The organism is Pseudomonas sp. BF-B-15 (genome assembly GCF_019946675.1).
Taxonomy (GTDB): domain Bacteria; phylum Pseudomonadota; class Gammaproteobacteria; order Pseudomonadales; family Pseudomonadaceae; genus Aquipseudomonas; species Aquipseudomonas migulae.
The window spans coordinates 21,859-41,201 of sequence record NZ_JAGYFZ010000034.1 but is presented as its reverse complement, the minus strand read 5'-3'; the positions used below and the strand labels follow the sequence as shown (position 1 = coordinate 41,201).

At 60.1% G+C, this 19,343-nt stretch carries 21 protein-coding genes; 10 read left to right on the top strand and 11 right to left on the bottom strand.

The window, feature by feature from the left end; translation table 11 throughout:
* On the bottom strand, positions 1 to 1,389 hold the full coding sequence (locus tag KGA97_RS13525) for an SrfA family protein (protein ID WP_223415408.1): 1,389 nt from the start codon (positions 1,387 to 1,389) through the stop codon (positions 1 to 3).
* A 266-nt stretch (positions 1,390 to 1,655) separates the two neighbouring features.
* Here KGA97_RS13525 and KGA97_RS13520 point away from each other — a divergent pair, with 266 nt between their 5' ends.
* The gene (locus KGA97_RS13520) at positions 1,656 to 2,867 is read left to right on the top strand and encodes an aldose 1-epimerase family protein (RefSeq protein WP_223480918.1); all 1,212 of its coding nucleotides are present in this window, start codon (positions 1,656 to 1,658) and stop codon (positions 2,865 to 2,867) included.
* Between the two features lie 2 nt (positions 2,868 to 2,869).
* On the opposite strand, the gene KGA97_RS13515 is transcribed toward KGA97_RS13520, so the two are convergent.
* Positions 2,870 to 4,366 (bottom strand): YifB family Mg chelatase-like AAA ATPase, encoded by a 1,497-nt coding sequence (locus tag KGA97_RS13515; protein ID WP_223480917.1) that lies wholly within the window; start codon positions 4,364 to 4,366, stop codon positions 2,870 to 2,872.
* 595 nt (positions 4,367 to 4,961) lie between these two features.
* On the opposite strand from KGA97_RS13515, the gene KGA97_RS13510 reads away from it, so the two are divergent.
* Together KGA97_RS13510 and KGA97_RS13505 are read left to right on the top strand one after the other, a co-directional pair.
* Positions 4,962 to 5,240 (top strand): type II toxin-antitoxin system RelE/ParE family toxin, encoded by a 279-nt coding sequence (locus KGA97_RS13510; protein WP_084320214.1) that lies wholly within the window; start codon positions 4,962 to 4,964, stop codon positions 5,238 to 5,240.
* Between the two features lie 8 nt (positions 5,241 to 5,248).
* Positions 5,249 to 5,554 carry a HigA family addiction module antitoxin gene (locus KGA97_RS13505; RefSeq protein WP_007980826.1) on the top strand — a complete coding sequence of 102 codons (306 nt, stop codon included), beginning with the start codon at positions 5,249 to 5,251 and terminating at the stop codon, positions 5,552 to 5,554.
* A gap of 51 nt (positions 5,555 to 5,605) precedes the next feature.
* Here the strand turns inward: KGA97_RS13505 and KGA97_RS13500 are convergent, their stop codons facing one another.
* On the bottom strand, positions 5,606 to 6,133 hold the full coding sequence (locus KGA97_RS13500) for a Bro-N domain-containing protein (protein ID WP_223480916.1): 528 nt from the start codon (positions 6,131 to 6,133) through the stop codon (positions 5,606 to 5,608).
* Positions 6,134 to 6,544: 411 nt separating this feature from the next.
* Positions 6,545 to 6,805, bottom strand: coding sequence for an accessory factor UbiK family protein (locus KGA97_RS13495; protein ID WP_008030504.1), 261 nt, complete (start codon positions 6,803 to 6,805; stop codon positions 6,545 to 6,547).
* 418 nt (positions 6,806 to 7,223) lie between these two features.
* Between KGA97_RS13495 and glnK the strand changes: the two genes are divergently transcribed.
* The 4 genes from glnK to sutA all read left to right on the top strand — a co-directional run bounded on the left by glnK (position 7,224) and on the right by sutA (position 10,000).
* Entirely contained in the window at positions 7,224 to 7,562 is a 339-nt protein-coding gene (glnK, locus tag KGA97_RS13490; protein ID WP_002555808.1) for a P-II family nitrogen regulator, read from the top strand.
* Between the two features lie 36 nt (positions 7,563 to 7,598).
* Complete coding sequence (locus KGA97_RS13485; protein ID WP_223480915.1) at positions 7,599 to 8,936, top strand: ammonium transporter; 1,338 nt, start codon at positions 7,599 to 7,601, stop codon at positions 8,934 to 8,936.
* 213 nt (positions 8,937 to 9,149) lie between these two features.
* Positions 9,150 to 9,575, top strand: coding sequence for a secondary thiamine-phosphate synthase enzyme YjbQ (locus KGA97_RS13480; protein ID WP_008030499.1), 426 nt, complete (start codon positions 9,150 to 9,152; stop codon positions 9,573 to 9,575).
* Positions 9,576 to 9,676: 101 nt separating this feature from the next.
* Entirely contained in the window at positions 9,677 to 10,000 is a 324-nt protein-coding gene (gene sutA / locus KGA97_RS13475; protein WP_008030496.1) for a transcriptional regulator SutA, read from the top strand.
* 191 nt (positions 10,001 to 10,191) lie between these two features.
* Here sutA and KGA97_RS13470 read toward each other — a convergent pair whose 3' ends face one another.
* Genes KGA97_RS13470 through lptM form a run of 6 tightly spaced genes read right to left on the bottom strand, consistent with a single transcriptional unit; the run spans position 10,192 to position 14,799 of the window.
* The gene (locus KGA97_RS13470) at positions 10,192 to 10,896 is read right to left on the bottom strand and encodes an HAD family hydrolase (RefSeq protein ID WP_008040628.1); all 705 of its coding nucleotides are present in this window, start codon (positions 10,894 to 10,896) and stop codon (positions 10,192 to 10,194) included.
* The gene (xerC, locus tag KGA97_RS13465; protein WP_008040629.1) at positions 10,893 to 11,792 is read right to left on the bottom strand and encodes a tyrosine recombinase XerC; all 900 of its coding nucleotides are present in this window, start codon (positions 11,790 to 11,792) and stop codon (positions 10,893 to 10,895) included. Before xerC ends, KGA97_RS13470 begins: the two co-directional genes overlap by 4 nt.
* Before the next feature lie 2 nt (positions 11,793 to 11,794).
* A complete protein-coding gene (locus KGA97_RS13460; protein WP_008024376.1) occupies positions 11,795 to 12,520 on the bottom strand; it encodes a DUF484 family protein in 726 nt (241 codons plus the stop codon).
* Between the two features lie 13 nt (positions 12,521 to 12,533).
* On the bottom strand, positions 12,534 to 13,364 hold the full coding sequence (gene dapF / locus KGA97_RS13455) for a diaminopimelate epimerase (protein WP_008040630.1): 831 nt from the start codon (positions 13,362 to 13,364) through the stop codon (positions 12,534 to 12,536).
* A 4-nt stretch (positions 13,365 to 13,368) separates the two neighbouring features.
* Entirely contained in the window at positions 13,369 to 14,616 is a 1,248-nt protein-coding gene (gene lysA, locus KGA97_RS13450) for a diaminopimelate decarboxylase (protein ID WP_008040631.1), read from the bottom strand.
* 9 nt (positions 14,617 to 14,625) lie between these two features.
* Positions 14,626 to 14,799 carry an LPS translocon maturation chaperone LptM gene (gene lptM, locus KGA97_RS13445; protein WP_008040632.1) on the bottom strand — a complete coding sequence of 58 codons (174 nt, stop codon included), beginning with the start codon at positions 14,797 to 14,799 and terminating at the stop codon, positions 14,626 to 14,628.
* Positions 14,800 to 15,116: 317 nt separating this feature from the next.
* Here lptM and cyaY point away from each other — a divergent pair, with 317 nt between their 5' ends.
* The 3 genes from cyaY to rnk all read left to right on the top strand — a co-directional run bounded on the left by cyaY (position 15,117) and on the right by rnk (position 16,354).
* Complete coding sequence (gene cyaY, locus KGA97_RS13440) at positions 15,117 to 15,449, top strand: iron donor protein CyaY (RefSeq protein WP_008024366.1); 333 nt, start codon at positions 15,117 to 15,119, stop codon at positions 15,447 to 15,449.
* Positions 15,450 to 15,453: 4 nt separating this feature from the next.
* Positions 15,454 to 15,672: a DUF1289 domain-containing protein gene (locus KGA97_RS13435; protein ID WP_081500210.1), complete on the top strand. Its 219-nt coding sequence runs from the start codon at positions 15,454 to 15,456 to the stop codon at positions 15,670 to 15,672.
* A 271-nt stretch (positions 15,673 to 15,943) separates the two neighbouring features.
* The gene (gene rnk / locus KGA97_RS13430) at positions 15,944 to 16,354 is read left to right on the top strand and encodes a nucleoside diphosphate kinase regulator (protein WP_008024364.1); all 411 of its coding nucleotides are present in this window, start codon (positions 15,944 to 15,946) and stop codon (positions 16,352 to 16,354) included.
* Positions 16,355 to 16,360: 6 nt separating this feature from the next.
* On the opposite strand, the gene KGA97_RS13425 is transcribed toward rnk, so the two are convergent.
* Positions 16,361 to 19,204, bottom strand: coding sequence for a class I adenylate cyclase (locus KGA97_RS13425; protein ID WP_008040634.1), 2,844 nt, complete (start codon positions 19,202 to 19,204; stop codon positions 16,361 to 16,363).
* Positions 19,205 to 19,343: the final 139 nt, after the last annotated feature.

Sequence of the window (19,343 nt, the reverse complement as noted above, 5' to 3'; positions counted from 1 at the left end):
TTATTCGGCCACGTGCCGCATGGACATGGGGAATTGTTCTTTGCCGTAACCGCCGGTGCAGTCTGCGACTGTGGTCGCCCCTTTGCGGCAGTTGACCTTGGGCATGTCGTAAGTGCTGCCATCGCCACACACGGCCTGGCCCTGACTGTCGATGGCCAAGCTGCCACCCTTCATAGTAGCGCTCACCGGCCCGGTGCATTTCGTGCCGTCGGCCTGGTGTACGGTGACTTCGCCCTTACCGTCCTTGAGCTGGTATTCCAGACGCAGCGGTTTGCCGGTCCGGCGGTCCTGAATACCGGCGCCGGCGCGGAACTGACCGTCGAGGAACTTGGCGGCACCGTCGGCGGCGTCCGGTGGAATGCTCAGGGGAGGGCCGGGTTTTGCGGCGGCGGATTTTTCGGCCTCGGGCGATGTGATATCCGGCGGCGCGGTTTTGTTTTCGGGCGGGGTGGCGGGCGATTCGGCTGCCGGGTCTTTGGCTGGGTCTTTGGCCAGGTCGGCCGGCGCTGCATCTGCCTCGTTGCCCTCGACCGCCGGCGCTTCCACTCCTTGGGTTTCGGTCACGGCGGTACCGGTGCCGGTTCCAGTGGTAGAGCCTACAACGGTGCCCGTCACCGGAACGCCGTTCAGCGTCGTGGCATTGCCGGTCAGTTGCGGTTCTTCCAGCTGTTTTTCCACCGGCACGATGCCCTCAGGCAGCAGGTCTACCGCCACCAACGGAATCGGCACGCAACCACGCAGACCAAGCAACAGCCACAAAAGCAGTAGCAGGAACGGCAGCAGCAACAGCCACCACCAGCGACGCCACCACGGACGAGCAACCACCGGCACGACGGGCGCAACGACGGGCGCAACGACAGGCGCGGCTTCGACCACCGGGGGCAGCGTAAACGCGGGCGGAACCTGATAGAGGCAGTGCAGGGGATCGCGATTACCGGTACCGGCATGCTCGAAACCCCAAAAGGTCAGCACCGGCTTGCCTTGCACCAGGTAGACGAAATTCTCATCGGGGAAATGAATCACGCGCTTGAGCAGCTTGCCGAACACGGCTTTGTCGCCTTGCTGCTGTTCGCCGGATTCAGTGCCCAGGAAACGCTGGCTCAATTCCTCGAGCGCGGTTTTCAGCGCTTCAAGTTGGCGGCGGGCAGGGACGCGTTCTTCTTCGGTCGCACTGCTCCACGGGATCACATCACCGTCGAGGCCGCTGTACCAATCGATCTGGTTACCGAGCTCATCGCTTTGAGGGATGGCCAGATGATCGACCATTTCGGGGTTCTTGCGGCGAATGGCTTCGCGCAATTGCAGGGCCGCCCGGTATACCGGTTGACCTGTTTCGCCCAAGGCTGTGAATGACCCGCTCTTACCGCTGCGTAATAGTGCCCCGCGCATTCAAACTCCATATGTTCTGTTGCGCAAAAATGACAGACAAAGGTGTCTGTTCTTGCTCCTGCAATTAGCTGGCGACCTTAATGTCATAATGATGTCGCCGTCAATCATCCGGAGGTCCAAAACCGTATGAGACTAGCGTAAGCGTGCGGAGGTTGCATGGGGTCAATTTAAATTGGCTTGGGAAGGCTTGGGTGTAAGCTTTTTAAGCTTGCTGAATCGTTTCATCAGCGCTATAAAAAATGCACAACTCCAAGAAAGGCCTCCCCATGACTCCGCTCAAATTCGTCGTTGCCTTTGGCGCTCTGTCCGCCTCCCACGCCATGGCTTGGGATTACGTCCTGCTCGACAGCGACAAGGCTGCTCAAAACTGGCAGATCACCAGCCAGCAACTCGGTGTGAAAACCGACAAACCCTTCTCCGTGACCCTTCGTAACTTGCACGGCGGTCGGCAGGAGGGCGTCAGCATCGTCGACATCGATAACGGCACGATGAAACTCTCGGTGGTGCCGACCCGTGGCATGAACGTCCTGCAGGCATCGGTCGGCAATGTGCGCATGGGCTGGGATTCGCCGGTCAAGGACGTGGTCAATCCGTCCTTCATTGAGCTCAACGGTCGCGGCGGACTCGGCTGGCTCGAAGGTTTCAATGAACTGGTCACCCGTTGCGGCTACGAATGGGTCGGCCACCCCGGCGTCGACAACGGCGAACTCCTGACCCTGCATGGCCGTGCTGCCAACATTCCGGCCAGCACAGTCACGCTGCACATCGACGAAAAACCGCCGTATGCCATCAGCCTGCGCGGCGAGCTCAAAGAACAGGCCTTCAAGAAAGTCGACTTCTCGGTGAGCACCGAGCTGGTCACTGAGCCCGGCAGTACAGCATTCACTCTCAACGATACCCTGACCAACAACGGCGACTATCCGAAGGAATATCAGGCGCTGTACCACAGTAACTTCAGCACGCCATTCCTGGAGCAGGGCGCGCGTTTCGTTGCACCGGTCAAACAGGTGTCGCCGTTCAACGACAAGGCCAAAGGTGATCTGCCGGACTGGCAGACTTACCGTGCGCCGACCAAGGACTACGACGAAACGGTTTACAACGTGGTGCCGTATGGCGACGCCAAGGGTGACACGTTGACGGTGTTGCATAACAAGGCAGGTAGCCTCGGCGTTTCGGTCGGCTTTAACACTAAAACGCTGCCCGTGTTTTCGCTGTGGAAAAACACCGATACCCAAGGCCAGGGCTATGTCACCGGTCTCGAGCCGGGGACCAGCTTTTCCTATAACCGGCGCTATCAACGGCCGCTGGGGCTGGTGCCGACGATTGCGCCGAAGGAGCACAAGCAGTTTCAGATCAGTTACAGCTTGTTGGCGGACAAGGGCACTGTGGACCAGGCGCTGAAGCGGGTGAGTGACATACAGGACGGGCGGGAAACCGAGGTTCGGCAGACGCCGTTGGTGGATCTGACGAAGGAGTGATTTCATCCGCTGGAGGTTGGCCGGTATTGCAGCGCTTCAGCCAGATGACCACGGGTGATGCCATCGACCTGCTCAAGGTCTGCGAGGGTTCGTGCGACCTTGAGCAGTCGATGCGCAGACCTCAACGACAGGGTCAGTCGTTCGCACGCTGTTTCCAGCCAGGTTTCGTCGATTGTGGATAACGTGCAGTGTTTGCGCAGGCCCGGCAGATCAAGGAAAGCGTTCGCGCAGCCCTGGCGTTTGTGTTGCCGCTCTCTGGCGTCGGCGACCAGCAGTGCGGCAGTGGCGGTGTCATCGCCGGGTTTGAGTGCAGGATTCAGCGCCGTGGCTTCCCGGGCGACGGTCAGGTGCAGGTCGATGCGATCCAGCAGTGGCCCCGACAATTTATTGCGGTAGCGCTGGACCATGTCCGGTGTACAACTGCATTTGCCGCTGGGTTCGCCAAGATATCCACAGGGACACGGGTTCATCGCCGCCACCAATTGAAAGCGGGCCGGAAACCTCACGCGATCCTTGGCGCGGGAAATCACGATATGGCCGGACTCCAGCGGCTCTCGCAAAACCTCCAGCACCTTGCGGTCGAACTCCGGCAGTTCGTCGAGGAATAGAACGCCATGGTGGGCGAGGGTGATTTCGCCGGGTTGTGGCTTCGAACTGCCGCCCACCAGCGCCGGGCCGGAGGCGGAGTGATGGGGTTGGCGGAAGGGCCTTTGCGGCCAGTGGCTCAAGGGCACGCAACTGGTGACGGATTGAATGGCGGCGACTTCCAGCGCTTCATGTTCGGCCAGGGGTGGAAGCAGTCCTGGCAAACGACTAGCCAGAAGGGTTTTTCCGGTGCCTGGTGGTCCGCTGAACAGCAGGTTATGAGCGCCCGCCGCCGCGATCAGCAATGCGCGCTTGGCTGAAAGTTGGCCCTGTACTTCGTTCAAGTCTGGATAGGGTTTGCTGGCGTAAAGCAAACCGTTGGACACGTAAGGCTCGACCGGTGTGTGCCCATTGAAGTGCGCGACCGCTTCCAGTAAATGATCCACCGCGATCACCTTCAACCCCGACGCCAGGCATGCCTCCTCGGCATTCGCCCGCGGCACCATCAGCGAGCGCCCGGCCTTGCGTGCCGCCAGTGCGGCCGGCAACACGCCCCGCACGGCACGCACCGCGCCTGATAGCGCCAGTTCTCCCAGACATTCCACATCATCCAGTGTCAGCGTTGGCACCTGCACGCTGGCGGACAGAATCCCCAAGGCAATCGCCAGATCGAATCGTCCGCCGTCCTTCGGCAAATCAGCGGGGGCGAGATTCAGCGTGATGCGCCGCGCCGGGAATTGCAGGCCTGAGTTGATGATCGCGCTGCGTACCCGGTCCTTGCTTTCCTTCACCGCCGCTTCGGGCAGACCGACCATGGTCAGCGATGGCAGGCCGTTGGCCAGGTGGACTTCGACGGTGACGGCGGGCGCATCCACGCCGATTTGGGCGCGGCTGTGGACGATGGAGAGGGACATGGTCGTTCCTTGAGCTGAAGAGCACCGCTTCCTGCGGGGTTTTTGAAGGGTAGTCGGGAGGTGATGATTTGGTGCGGCGGCTGAGGCGCGAAACTTTCGCAGGATGTTGCGAGCTTTGTTGCGCTGCTTTGGATGCGAAAAAAAACGCCACTTGGACGGTTTATTCGGGGAGCCTGGTCCGACTCGTGCCTGCAAGCCAGCCATCAGGTTCGAGCTCTTTGCCATACATTGCTGCCACTTTAAAAAAACGATGTTGGCTGGCAGAAACGCTTCCGGCTAAACGGAGCGCCTCGGCATGAAGCTCAGCGATGAGTAACAGTTTTGTTTGCCGTTTTTTGGGCTTCACAGCGACCTGCCTTTGATTGATGGTTTAGTTGTTAGGCCAGTCAACTTAAGCGCCGAAGACAGTTTTGATGCAATCAGAATTGCCCCATATTTTTGTAGGACCAAGCTTGGTTTTTGGGGCCTTCTGAAGGGCGTGGGTAGTCCTTTTCCTAGAGTTTTGAAAGAGGGGGAAATACTCATAGCAGCGAGTTTGCATTCATGAATTTGCCTTATACACTCAAGCTTAATGCATAACGTTAAGCTTTAAATTATGATCGTTAGCTTTAAGTGTTCTGAGACCGAGTACCTGTTTTGCAACGGTAAGACCCGTTTGTGGTCAGCCATTCTGAGTGTCGCGGAACGAAAGCTGACGATGCTTGATGATGCTGTCGTGCTGAAAGACCTTCGATCTCCGCCGGGCAATCGCCTGGAGGCGTTGGAGGGAAATCGAAAAGGTCAGCACAGCATCCGCATCAACGCTCAATGGCGAATTTGCTTTGTCTGGGGCTGCAACGGGCCGGAGAATGTAGAAATCGTCGATTATCACTGAGGTGAGTAATGACTAAAAATGGTATGCGCCCGGTGCACCCTGGCGAGATCCTCAAAGAGGAATACCTGGAGCCTCTGAGCCTGACGGCTGCCGCTCTGGCCAGAGCGTTGAACGTGTCGACACCTACGGTCAACGATATTGTGCTTCAGCGTCGGGGTGTCAGTGCTGATATGGCTCTACGGCTATCTATCTGTCTGGACACGACCCCGGAATTTTGGCTCAACCTTCAATCGACCTACGATTTGCGTAAAGCCGAGATTGAGCGAGGGGCCGCGATTCGGGATCAGGTCGAGCGGCTTGCACACTGCGCCTGATTGTTGTTTTGGATTTACCGAACCCCACGCAAAAAGCGTGGGGTTTTTTATTCAGAATGCGTGAAGCATTTTCGCGGCTCTTTTCCACCAAGGTGCACTGATAGCAGACCTTGAAGACTCCTGATCAGGCAGCATCTGCGGCACATCCTGCAGACGAATCCACGGCTGGTTATTCCAGTGCAACAAGTTCAGCGACATCTCCGGCCAGTGCAGCAGGCTCAGGATCGGCCGGTCGATAGATATGGGTTGCTGGGCATCCCTTAGGGCTGGCACTACGTCGTGGGTTAGCCATTCGCGCAGGGCTCGGTATTCGGGGCAGTAGTGGTAGATCAGTAAGGCGTAGACGCCGGATTCGCTGATCAGCAGGGCATCTTCGATGCTGCCGTGGATGAGCATTTGTGCGGACTGGTGTTGGTCGGGGTCGAGTTTTCGGACGGCGCGGTCGTCGAGGTAGAGGCGCAGGAAGCGGCCGAGGTCGCGGGCGCTGAACCAGGGTTGGTTTTGGAGGAGGAGGGCGTGGAGGTGGAGTTTGTGGCGGGTGAAGACGTGGGGGATCAGATAAGCATCATCGCTATTCATTGATACAGCTCCTCTTGCTAAAAGGGCTGCCCGCAATCGTCGCCAAACAATTGGGTGGCAGTTGTACGCGGGTTGGCGAACCGGAGCAAAAGGAACCCGGCAGACCCGAAGGCCTCCCACGCACAACCGCCATGACTTGTGTCGATGGTCGTCATGCTCCTTAAGCTTCCAGGTCGCCAAACCCGGTGCTGAACATTCAGCATTGGGCGAGCTTAGGAACCGGGGCATTGCGACGCAATCGGACGGCGGTGGTTTTGTTGTAGGACGTTGCCGGGATTTTTGCGGGGCTGAAGATCAAATGATCGCAGCCTGCGGCAGCTCCTACAGATGAATCTGAAGGTCGTGCCGACCTTCAATCGCGAGCAGGCTCGCTCCCACAGGGGATTGGGTTTTTACAGTGGGTTTTGCGTGTTACTCGGTTGGCGGATTGAGCTTCGCTTCCAGCTCGGCAACCTTCGCTTCCAGGCTTTCCAAGCGTGCCCGTGTGCGTGCGAGCACAACCATCTGGCTATCAAACTCTTCCCGGCTCACCAAGTCCAGTTTGCTGAAGCCGCTTTGCAGCAACGCCTTGAACTGGCTTTCGATTTCGCTTTTCGGCAATGGGGTGTCGCCGCTGAAGAGGCGGGAGGCTGTGCCGGTCAAGGCGTCGAGGAAATCTTTGGGCGCGAGCATGGGAAAGGTCCTGGAAACAATGGCGGGCAGTGTATCACGCAGTGTCTATAGTCAATCCCGACCGCAGGGATGCACGCTTTTCGCGCATGCGGACGGACGGTGCCGCACCGTTGTTGTGCGTAACGCGTCCGGTGTTGCAGCGATGTGGTGGGCATCTACGGCCAAGAGCTTGAAAACTGAGGGTTTTGTGGAGATGGCAAGCTTTCTGCTTAGACGGTAGTGACCCATGCACTGATGCAGTCGATGTGACGAATGCAGTGCGCCAAGCGAAACGGGGGAAGAGTTTCGTGCGGAGCGGTTAGCTGGCGTCGGACGGGCAGGTAAGGCCGACGATGCGTTACAAAGCCAGGCACTGCGCTTAGACTTGAGCCGGGTTTGTTTTCCTGGGGCAAGTCCACCAATTCGGGAGAGAGTTTTCATGAAGCTAGTCACTGCCATCATCAAGCCGTTCAAGTTGGACGACGTGCGCGAATCGCTGTCCGAGATCGGCGTGCAGGGCATTACCGTTACCGAAGTCAAAGGCTTCGGGCGGCAGAAGGGTCACACCGAGCTGTATCGCGGCGCGGAATATGTGGTCGATTTCCTGCCCAAGGTGAAGATCGATGTCGCCATTGACGACAAGGATCTTGATCGGGTTATCGAGGCGATAACCAAGGCAGCCAACACCGGCAAGATCGGTGACGGCAAGATCTTCGTGGTCAATCTGGAACAGGCGATTCGCATCCGTACCGGCGAAACCGATACCGACGCGATTTAAGCCGCCACAAACCCCAACGCCCCAGGAGAAAACAATATGACTCTGCGTAAATTCGCAGGGCTAGGAGCCCTGTTGTCCCTCGTAATGCCCAGCCTGGCCATGGCGGCAGACGAAGTGGCGGCCCCAGTCCTCAATTCCGGCGACACCGCCTGGATGCTGACCTCGACAGCCCTCGTGCTGTTCATGACCATTCCCGGCCTCGCGCTGTTCTACGGCGGCATGGTTCGCTCCAAAAACATTCTTTCCGTGATGATGCAGTGCTTTGCCATTACCGGTCTGATCAGCGTCCTGTGGGTCATTTATGGCTACAGCATCGCGTTCGACACCACCGGCATGGAACAGGGCGTCGTCAACTTCAACTCCTTCTTCGGCGGCATGGGCAAGGCTTTCCTCGCCGGTGTCACCCCCGCCAGCCTGACGGGGCCTGCGGCGTTGTTCCCTGAGGCGGTGTTCATCACCTTCCAGATGACGTTCGCCATCATCACCCCGGCGCTGATCGTCGGTGCCTTCGCTGAGCGGATGAAGTTCTCCGCGATGCTGATCTTCATGGGCATCTGGTTCACTCTGGTTTATGCACCGATCGCGCACATGGTCTGGTCCGGCAACGGCGGCCTGATGTGGGACTGGGGCGTGCTCGACTTCGCTGGCGGCACCGTGGTGCACATCAACGCCGGTGTGGCCGGTCTGGTGGCGTGCATCGTGCTCGGCAAGCGCAAAGGCTTCCCGACCACCCCGATGGCCCCGCACAACCTCGGTTACACCCTGATGGGCGCGGCCATGCTGTGGGTTGGCTGGTTCGGCTTCAACGCCGGTTCCGCCGCAGCAGCCAACGGCACTGCCGGCATGGCGATGCTGGTTACCCAGATCGCAACCGCCGCCGCTGCACTGGGCTGGATGTTTGCCGAGTGGATCACTCACGGCAAGCCAAGTGCACTGGGTATCGCCTCTGGTGTGGTCGCCGGTCTGGTTGCAATCACCCCGGCCGCTGGCACCGTGGGCCCGATGGGCGCGCTGGTGATCGGTCTGGCAGCGGGCGTGGTGTGCTTCTTCTGCGCCACCACCCTGAAACGCAAACTCGGTTATGACGATTCCCTGGACGCCTTCGGCGTGCACGGTATCGGCGGTATCCTCGGCGCGATCCTGACCGGTGTGTTCGCCGCACCGTCGCTGGGTGGCTTCGGCACCGTCACCGACATCGCCGCACAAGTCTGGATTCAGTGCAAAGGCGTGGGCTTCACGGTGATCTACACCGCAATCGTCACCTACATCATTCTCAAGGTGCTGGACGCTGTCATGGGTCTGCGTATCACCGAAGAAGAAGAGGCTGTCGGCATCGATCTGGCGCTTCACAACGAACGCGGCTACAACTTGTAAGACGCGCATAAAAAACTTGCCCGGCTTGCCGGGCATTTTTTTGTCTGGAGTTTGTCAGTGTGAGGACTGCTGAAAGGTTTTTTCGTACACGTTTAGTGGTGTTTACGGCGGGCGTTTTTCTGCGGCCAATGGCTTACATGATTGAAGGAATATTAGGGCCTTTGTTTTTTCCCAGAGCGCGCTAGAATGCGCCCCGAACGTGCGGAGAACTGTATGTGGCAACAGACTCTGATTACCCTGCGGGCGAGGCCCCGGGGCTTTCATCTGGTAACGGACGAGTTACTCGCCGGCCTGCCTGAACTCAAGGCGTGTCGGGTCGGTCTGTTGCATTTGTGGCTGCAGCATACCTCGGCGTCGTTGACCATCAACGAGAACGCCGATCCGGCGGTACGTCGCGACTTCGAACGATTTTTCAATCGTCTGATCCCACAAGGAACAGACGGCTATGAGCATAACGACGAAGGCCTGGACGACCTCCCGGCGCACTTCAAGGCCAGCGTGCTTGGCTGTCAGCTCAGTTTGCCGATTTCGGCGGGCCGACTGGCGTTAGGGACCTGGCAAGGCGTTTATCTGGGCGAGCACCGTGATTTTGGCGGTGCCCGTAAAGTCCTCGCCACCGTGCACGGTGAAGAGGCATGAACCGCTGGTCACCAGCGGTTATTGAATTTTTCCGGCAGCCTTCGACAGAGGGCAAAGCTGGGCTATAACTAATCTGCTTTTCGCAAGTCATGAGGTAGAACATGAGCGACGATGATCTGGAAAACGACGACCTCGAAGTAGGCGACGACGACGAAACCGAAGAAGGTCTGGAAGCAGCGGCGGAAGACGTCGCTGAAGACGACGGCGGTGATGCGCCCGTTCCGACCGCCAAAGGCAAAGCCAAGGCAGCGGTATCGGTCGATGAGCTGCCGAGCGTCGAAGCAAAAAACAAGGAACGCGATGCCTTGGCCAAGGCCATGGAAGAGTTCCTGGCCAAGGGCGGCAAGGTGCAGGAAGTGGAGGCCAATGTGGTCGCCGATCCTCCCAAGAAGCCTGACAACAAGTACGGCAGCCGGCCTATCTAAGCGTCTGCCCTTGCTTGCTGAAAAAGCCCGCCGTCGCTGCGGGCTTTTTCATGGGTGATAGATAGGTGGACCGCGTTATCGTTCTTCGCGGGCAAGCCTCGCTCCTACAGGATTTGTGTCGTTCACATAATTGGCGTGCGACACAAATCCTGTAGGAGCGAGGCTTGCCCGCGAAGGCGGCCTCAAAGGTGCTACGAAATTGAATTCCACCGCGCCAACAACGCCGGCAGCTCGGTCAGGCTGCGAATCTCGGCGTCCGGCGCTTTCTGCGCTTCCCACAATTTGCCTTGCGGGTTAAACCAGATCGCCCGCAACCCCGCCTGCTGCGCCCCGGCAATGTCATCACCCGGATGGTCGCCGATATGCACCGCCGTCGCGGCCGTTGCACCGCCACGCTTCAGTGCCTCATGAAACAGGCGTGCGTCCGGTTTGGCGATGCCGATGTCTTCGGCGCACAGCGCAAATTTGAAGTAGTCGGCCAGCCCTAAACGGCGCACATCGGCATTGCCGTTGGTGACGACGCCGAGTGCATAGTGCTTGGCCAGCGTCTCCAGTGTCGGCTCGACTTCCGGGAAGATTTCCAGCTGATGCCGGGCATGCAGAAACACTTCAAAACTCTGATCGGCCAGGTCTGACGCCTGTTCATGGCCGTAACCGGCTTCTTCCAGTGCGTGGAAAAGCACCCGGCGACGCAAGGCGCTGATTCGATGCTTGAGGCCCGGTTCGCTGCCCAGAATGCGCTCGCGAATCCCCCACAAATGCTCCACCGGCACCGCGCCCAGATTCGGTGCATGTTCGGTCAGCCATTCACGCAATACGGCTTCGGCGCTGACGATGACCGGGGCGGTATCCCACAAGGTGTCGTCGAGGTCGAAGGTGATCAATTGGATCGTCATGAATCATCGCCCTTAATGCGTTTGGCCCGTGGATGGGCGCTGTCGTAAACCGTCGCCAGATGCTGGAAGTCCAGGTGGGTGTAGATCTGGGTGGTCTTGATGTCCGAGTGGCCGAGTAATTCCTGCACCGCGCGCAGGTCCTGCGAGGACTCCAGCAGGTGGCTGGCGAAGGAGTGTCGCAACATGTGCGGATGCAGGTTTTGCCCCAGTTCACGCTCACCGGCGGCCTTGACCCGCACCTGAATCGCCCGAGGGCCGAGGCGTCGGCCTTGTTGGCTGACAAACACGGCGTCATCCGCCGGGTTGGTCATGGCGCGCAAAGGCAGCCACAGCTCCAGTGCTTCGCGGGCCTTTTTGCCGACCGGCAACAGGCGCGTCTTGCTGCCTTTGCCGAGCACCTGGACCATGCCGTCGGCCAGGTCCAGTTGATCGAGATTGAGCCCGGTCAGTTCCGAAAGCCGCAAGCCCGAGGAATAGAACAGCTCCAGAATCGCCTGATCCCGACGCGCCAGAAAGTCATCCTCCACCGCACCTTCAAGCAGTTGCAGGGCTCGGTCGGTGTCGAGGGTTTTCGGCAATCGCCGCTCGCCTTTCGGCGGCGCCAGGCCATTGGCCGGATCGTGATCGCAGAGACCTTCGCGGTTCAGATAGTGATAGAGCCCGCGCACGGCCGAGAGCAGGCGCGCGAGGCTGCGCGACGATTGCCCCTGGGAATGCAGGCGGGCGATCAGGCTGCGCAGGCGCTGAATGTCCAGCGCGGCCCAGCTGCCGATGTTCTGTTTGACGCAGAAGCCCAGCACTTTGTCGAGGTCGCGGCGGTAGGCGTACAGCGTATGGGGCGACACCTGCCGCTCACTGCGCAGGTGTTCGCAGTAAGCGTCCAGTTGCCGTTCCACGATCAGCGTACCGAGCGCAGAGAGCTGTTGACCCGTGGCAGCACGCGGCCCATGACTTCGGCGATGTAGCTGAGGAACAGCGTGCCGACCGAGCTTTTGTAGTGCTGCGGATCACGGCTGGCGATGGCCAGGACGCCGAGAATGCCTTGATGGCTGATGGCGACGACAGCGGTCGAGCCGATCTGCTTGCGCTGCTCTTCGCCGAACAGGAAGTCCAGTTCATGCTCGCGCAGGCTGCCGCTGACGCTTTTGTCTTCCGAAAGCAAACCGCCAATGGCCGTTTGCGCGTCGGCGTGGGTCACCCAGCGGCCAACCGGCATCGGGTTGTCGCCCAGCAGGATCAGGCTGACAAAAGGCACCTGAAAGTCCTGACGCAGACTGTCTTCGACGCTGATCACCACATCTTCCAGGCTGGTGGCGTCCATCAGCGCGAGGATCAGGCGGCGGGTCTTGTCGAAGAGACGATCGTTGTCGCGGGCCACGTCCATCAAGTGCGAGAGGCGATGGCGCAGCTCGATATTGCGGTCGCGCAGGATGGTCATCTGGCGCTCGACCAGCGAAATGGTGTCGCCTCGCTGGTGCGGAATGCGCAGGGCCGGGAGCAGTTCTTCGTGCTCGACGAAGAAATCCGGATGAGCCTCCAGGTACGCGGCAATCGCCGCCGCCTCAAGGCTTTCGGAAGGGGATTCGTCGGGCTGTAGGGCGGGAACCTGGGGCTTGTCGGTCATGGGTTTGACTCACTCAAAGACGTACTTGTCCTTCATAAACACGGACTGCCGGGCCGGTCATCAACACCGGTTGGCCAGGGCCTGCCCATTCAATGGACAGACGCCCGCCGGGCAGGTCGATCAATAGCGGCGAATCCATCCACCCCTGGCTGATCGCGGCCACTGCAGCAGCACAGGCGCCGGTGCCGCAGGCCTGGGTTTCCCCGGCGCCACGTTCCCAGACGCGCAGCTGCGCGCGGTTCCGGTCGATGACCTGGAGAAAACCGACATTGACCCGCGCCGGGAAGCGCGGGTGATGTTCGATTTTCGGCCCCAGTTCATGCACCGGTGCGTTGTTGATATCGCTGACCCGCAGCACGGCGTGCGGATTGCCCATCGACACAGCGGCGAGTTCCACCGTGGTGCCGTCGACGTCGAGCGAGTAGCTCGGCGCCTGAGTATCGGCAACGAACGGGATGTCGGCCGGCACCAGGCGCGGTGCGCCCATGTCGACGCTGATCTGGCCGTCACTGCGGATATCCAGCTCGATAATGCCACTTTTGGTTTCGACGCGAATCTGCCGTTTTGCGGTCAGGCGCTTGTCGAGTACGAAGCGGGCGAAACAGCGCGCACCGTTGCCGCACTGTTCCACTTCGGAACCGTCGGAGTTGAAAATCCGATAGCGGAAATCCACGTCCGGGTTGCTCGGCGCTTCGACGATCAGCAACTGGTCGAAACCGATGCCGGTGTGCCGATCGCCCCATTGCTTGGCATGCTTGGGCAGGATGTGCGCGTGCTGGCTGACCAGGTCGAGGACCATGAAGTCATTGCCCAGGCCGTGCATCTTGGTAAAACGCAGCAGCATGGTTTTACTCCGGCAGCAGGCTTTCGCCAGCAAACAACTCGGCTACCGTCTCACGGCGACGCACTTCAAATGCCTGATCACCGTCCACCAACACTTCGGCGGCACGGCCGCGGGTGTTGTAGTTGGAACTCATGACAAACCCGTAGGCGCCGGCCGAATGCACAGCCAGCAGGTCGCCTTCTTCGAGGGCCAGCTGACGATCCTTGGCCAGGAAGTCGCCGGTCTCGCAGATCGGCCCGACGATGTCGTAGGCACGAGCGGCGGTGGCGCGAGGGCGCACGGCGGTGACGTCCATCCAGGCCTGGTACAGCGCCGGGCGGATCAGGTCGTTCATGGCTGCGTCGACGATGGCGAAGTCTTTGTGTTCGGTGTGCTTGAGGTATTCGACCTGAGTCAGCAGCACGCCAGCGTTGGCGACAATGAAGCGGCCCGGCTCGAACACCAGCGCCAGGTCACGACCGTCGAGACGCTCGCGCACGGCTTTGATGTAGTCGGCAGCCAGCGGCGGCTCTTCATCGCGATAACGCACGCCCAAGCCACCACCGAGATCGATGTGGCGCAGGTAGATGCCGCAATCGCCTAGGCGGTCGACCAGGCCCAGCAGGCGGTCGAGGGCATCGATGAACGGCGGCAGGGTGGTCAGTTGCGAACCGATGTGGCAATCGACGCCGACCACTTCCAGGTTCGGCAGCTGCGCGGCACGCACGTACACGTCTTCGGCGTCGGCAATGGCGATGCCGAACTTGTTCTCTTTGAGACCGGTGGAAATGTACGGGTGCGTGCCGGCATCGACGTCCGGGTTCACACGCAGCGAGATCGGTGCGCGAACGCCCAGCTCGGCGGCGACGATTTGCAGGCGTTCCAGCTCATCGGTGGACTCGACGTTGAAGCAGTGCACGCCGACTTCCAGGGCGCGACGCATGTCGTCACGGGTCTTGCCGACACCGGAGAACACGATCTTGTCGGCGCTGCCGCCGGCGGCCAGTACGCGTTCCAGCTCGCCACGGGAGACGATGTCAAAACCGGCACCCAATCGCGCCAGGACATTCAGCACACCCAGGTTGGAGTTGGCCTTGACCGCGAAGCAGACCAGGTGCGGCATGCCGGCCAGTGCATCGGCATACGCCAGGTACTGGGCTTCGATGTGGGCACGGGAGTAGACGTAAGTCGGGGTGCCAAAGCGTTCGGCGATGGCGGACAGGGCAACCCCTTCCGCGAACAGCTCGCCGTCACGGTAGTTAAAAGCGTCCATGGCGTTCCCTTATTGGTAGACGTCGTGCTTGTGTGCTTTCGACGGCTGCTTTTGCGAGGACTGGGCCTGCTCGGCAGGGTCCTGGGAATCGTCAGGCAGGTACAGCGGACCTTTTTGACCACAGGCCGACAATAAACAAGCAACCGCGACGAGCGCAGCAAAGGAAGAGATCAGGCGCTTCATGGCGAAATCCTTGAAAATGCGTTAATTGCGCCGGAGTATACCGGCCACCCGGCAGCTTGCCTATGCGACCAGGGTCCCGTCCGGCGGGGCTTCGCATGAAGCCGGCTAGCAAGGTGCAATCCCTGTGGGAGCGAGCCTGCTCGCGATGGCGGTGTGTCAGGTGACGATGATGTTGAATGTGCCGGCCTCTTCGCGGGCAAGCCCGCTCCCACAGGTGTACCTAAATCGGCCCTTGGTCGTTATCCTTTGCAATCACCGGGGCTCGCCCGTATCTTGCGGCGCTTGAGCCTGATCAGACACTTTTTGAGGTTGCCGTAATGAGTTTGTCCGAAGCGCGTTTCCACGATCTGGTCGATGCCACCCAGCAAACCCTGGAGGACATCTTTGACGACAGCGACCTGGATATCGATCTGGAGAGCTCGGCCGGTGTGCTCACCGTCAAGTTCGAAAACGGCACTCAGTTGATCTTCAGCCGCCAGGAACCCCTGCGTCAGCTGTGGCTGGCGGCGGTGTCGGGTGGCTTCCACTTCGACTACGACGAAGAGAGCGAGCGCTGGATGTGCGACAAGAGCGAAGAGCAGCTCGGCGAGATGCTTGAGCGCATTGTCCAGCAACAGGCCGGCGCTGAATTCGATTTCGAAGGTCTGTGAGATCGTGACCCAGCCGGCCCCTGTTCGACCGCCCAAGCCGCTTTACAGCAATGTCAGCCCGGCGGTGCCTTCGCCGTGCAGCGGCGTGTGTCGGCTGGATGAGCAGAAGGTCTGCCTGGGGTGTTTTCGCCATGTCGAAGACATCCGCGAATGGCGCTCGGCCGATGATGAGCGCCGGCGGGTCATCTGCGCGCAGGCTATACAACGCAAATCCTTGGCTTGATGCACAGACCTGTAGGAGCAGAGCTTGCTCGCGAAGGCGGCGCATCAGTCGATACCCATGTTGGCTGACACGCCGCCTTCGCGAGCAAGCTCTGCTCCTACAGGTTTCATCGGCGTTACCGAAAAATAGGGTCCATCGCGCCCTGCTTGTATATTTTTTGAGCTGTGATAGTGTCCAGAAACGCCTCAACCCATCGAGGCTCGTGAAAACCCCGCCTTTTTCTGGCGGGGTTTTGCTTTTTCTGTGCAGAAGAAAGGAGTCTGCCTCTATCATGACCGCACCTTCCATCACCCTTACTCGTCTGGACGTTCAACGTCTGGAACGCCTGATCGACAGCCTGGACGACACGCTGCCGGGCGTTATCGCGCTGCAAACCGAACTGGATCGCGCCGATACCGTGGTCGGTCACGATGAAGTGCCCGCCGATGTCGTGACCATGAATTCCAGAGTGCATTGCCGCGAAGAAAGCAGCGGCAAGGACTATCACCTGACGTTGGTGTACCCCAAGGATGCCAACGCGGACGAAGGCAAGATCTCCATTCTGGCGCCTGTCGGTAGCGCACTGCTGGGCCTGAAGGTTGGCCAGCACATCGATTGGCCCGCTCCGGGCGGCAAAACCCTCAAGCTGACCCTGCTTGAAGTCGAATCGCAGCCAGCCAATGGCGGCCCCTTCCCGGAATAACTTGCCTCAGACCAGCTCGAGCGCGTCATTCAATGCGCGCTCCAGATCGGCCTTGTAGCGCAGGTACAAATTGCTTGAGCTCTGACCATCACCGAGCAGGCCCGACAGGTCCAGGTCGGTGATGTAGCAGCGATAGCGTTCGGTTTCACGGCGCTGCTCGACGATTTCCCGGGCGACCACACTGAACAGTTGGTCGCCATGCTCCAGCTCTGAAAATTCCCGCTGATTGCAATACAACGTGACTTGCACCTTGCCCGGTGCGGCCTTGCCGACGATCGCCTGCACATCATAGAACGGCTTGTTGACCGGAGTTTGCGGCGCGAGTCGGGCTTCGACCCGCCGAGCTCGTCCGGGACCCGACGGCAGCAGTTGGTAATACAGCGTGTCGAGGCTCAGTGGCTGGGAGGCGTCCATCGGCAGCAAGGCATCGCGTCGGTACTGGATCGATTGCAGGAAGCGTTGCAACGGCACCAGCAGGCTTTGTTCGTCGTGATAGGGTAAGCGCTGCTGCCACAAGGCATTGAATTCATCCAGCACGTACAGATCGGCCTGGTCATCGTGAGTCCGGTAGAACACCTGAATGCACTCGGGCTGACCCATGGGCAGAATCAGTGCCAGGTCCTGATCCTCAAGCGCCATTGGGTCCAGGTGCAGCGGGCTGTAGCTCGCCAGCTCTTCGCCGAGGTAGTCGAACAGCGCCGGCAGGGTGGCGAGGGCGACGTGATTGACCTGCCCCGGCACCAATTCCAGCACGTGATAATGCTGCTGGACCTGAATCAGGTAGCGATGATTGAGTTTGCTCAGCAGCAGGTTCTGCGCGGTGTCGATCACTTCCTCGACCCGTTGCGCAATGAACTGCGCGCGGTTGTGGCAGAAGCAACGCACCCGCAACTTGGGTTGCTGTGGGCCGTTCGGCAGGTTGTTGAGGTAATCGCGCAGGCAGTCGAGCAGGGCGTGAGGGCCGTCGAAGCGATTGACCGAGACCTCGTTCCAGCTGTTGAGCGTGACCTGATCCAGGGTCAACACCAGGTTCTCGCGGACCCCGGCGTAACTCAGCGAGTCAGTGCGCTCGGTGGTCATCAGAATGTTCAGGTCGCGGTGATGCTTGAGCGGATCGACGCCGACGTTCACCAGAATCAGCACTTCGCTCGGCACGCTGGCGCGCAGCAGCGGTTCTTCGGCGACCGTGGGCAGGGGCAGGGCGATGCTCTGTTGCAGGCTGCCGAGCAGGTTGAACAGTTCGAATTCGCTCAGGTCACTGTCGCCGGGATGCAGCGCCAGGCGCGTGCTGCTATCGATCACGCCGTTGCGATGGCACCAGGTCAGCAGTTCCAGCAATTGGCGGCTGCGCTTGATCGGTGCGAAATGCTCCCACTCGAGGGCGGTCAGGCTGCCGTTGTACAAGCCCCACTGGGTTTGCCCCGATTCTTTCTTGTCTGGCGCATGTACCAGGGTCAGGGTGTCTTCGGCCAGGTCCGGGGCGATGCCCGGGTTGATGAACTCGACTTTGTCGGCCTTGCGCTCGAACGCTGCGTACAGGCGTCGGCCCAGTACGTTGAGGTCGCGCTTGTTGATCAGGCTGACGGTCTGTTCGCTGCGGGCGAACTCGGTCAGGAAGCGGTAGCTGTAATTCAGTTCGTTGACCAACGCCCGGCGCTCGGAACTGACCTGACGGACTTTCCATTGGCTACGACTATCAAGCAGCGCCAGTTGACGCTGATCCCAATGCCATTCGTGGGCCAGGCGTTCCAGCAACGAGCGCTGCCAGCTCTGGGTGCGGCTGCTGCCAGTGAGTTTACGATTGACCTTCAGGTACAGCGCGCGCCGCACCAGCTCCAGGCGCTCCGATTCGCCACGGGCGGTGAGGTATTCCTCGATTCGCCGGTAAACCACGACGTACGGGTCCAGCTCATCGAGGTCGAGCTGGTTGGCGAACACCGCTTGTTTGAAACGCAGGCTCAGGCATTGAACCTTGGGGTGTTCGCTGGCGTAGACCTCGGTCAGCAACAGCTTGAGCACCGACTTGTAGGGTGACTCGATCCCTTTGAATAACTGCCAGAGCCCGGCACCGATGAATTCGCCGGGCGGGATGTACGCCAGGTGCCCAAGGTCCAGGGTTTCGTCGGCACGGATGAAGCGTTTGGACAGCAGCGTGTGGGTGTAGCGGTCGTACGCGGCCTCTTCGTACACCGGCACCAGCCACCAGATGGGCGTGCGGCCGGCCAGCCAGATTGCAGTGCGGTAGAACTCGTCCAGCAGCAGGTAATGCTGGGTGGTGCCGCAGTCTTCCGAACTCAGTTGATTGTCCCGCTCGCCGAGCACGAAGCGGGCCGGGTCGATCAGGAAAAAATGCGCCTCGGCGCCCTGGCTCGCGGCCCAGGTTTCGAGCAACTGGCACTTTTTACGCAGCTCGTTGAGTTCGCTTTCGCTCAAGTCCGGTGCGTGACAGACCCACACGTCCATGTCGCTTTGATCGGCCTGCGCCAGGGTGCCGAGGCTGCCCATCAGGAACAGGCCGTGAATCGGTCGCGGTGGATTGCTGCCGTGGCGCGGCTTGTATGAAAACGAGCGGGTCAGGCGCTGGGCTTCGGCCAGGGCGTTGGCGTCAGGCTCGAAGTTCGACAGCCCGGCGGGGGTGCTTCCGGAAACGTAACCCGGCAACAGCGGATGATTGACGTGGAAAAACAGCGGCAGCAGGGTCAACACCCCTTGCTGACGGGTCGACAGCCCTTCCATGGCCCGCGCCATGCGGCCCTCGTTGAGCTTTAGAAAACGTGCGCGCAACTGACCGAGAACCTTGCGGTCGATTCCCTCGTCCAGATCGGGGCGGATTTCATGGGTGCGGGTCATGTCAGCTCAAACCGGCTCGCAGGGCTCGGACGTGGAGGATCTCAGGATGAGGGGCAGTTTAGCGCCTCGGCCCCGGGATATTCAGGCTGATTTTGTTTTTTTGGCGTCAGATTTCTATCGTTGGGCGACAGTTCGTATC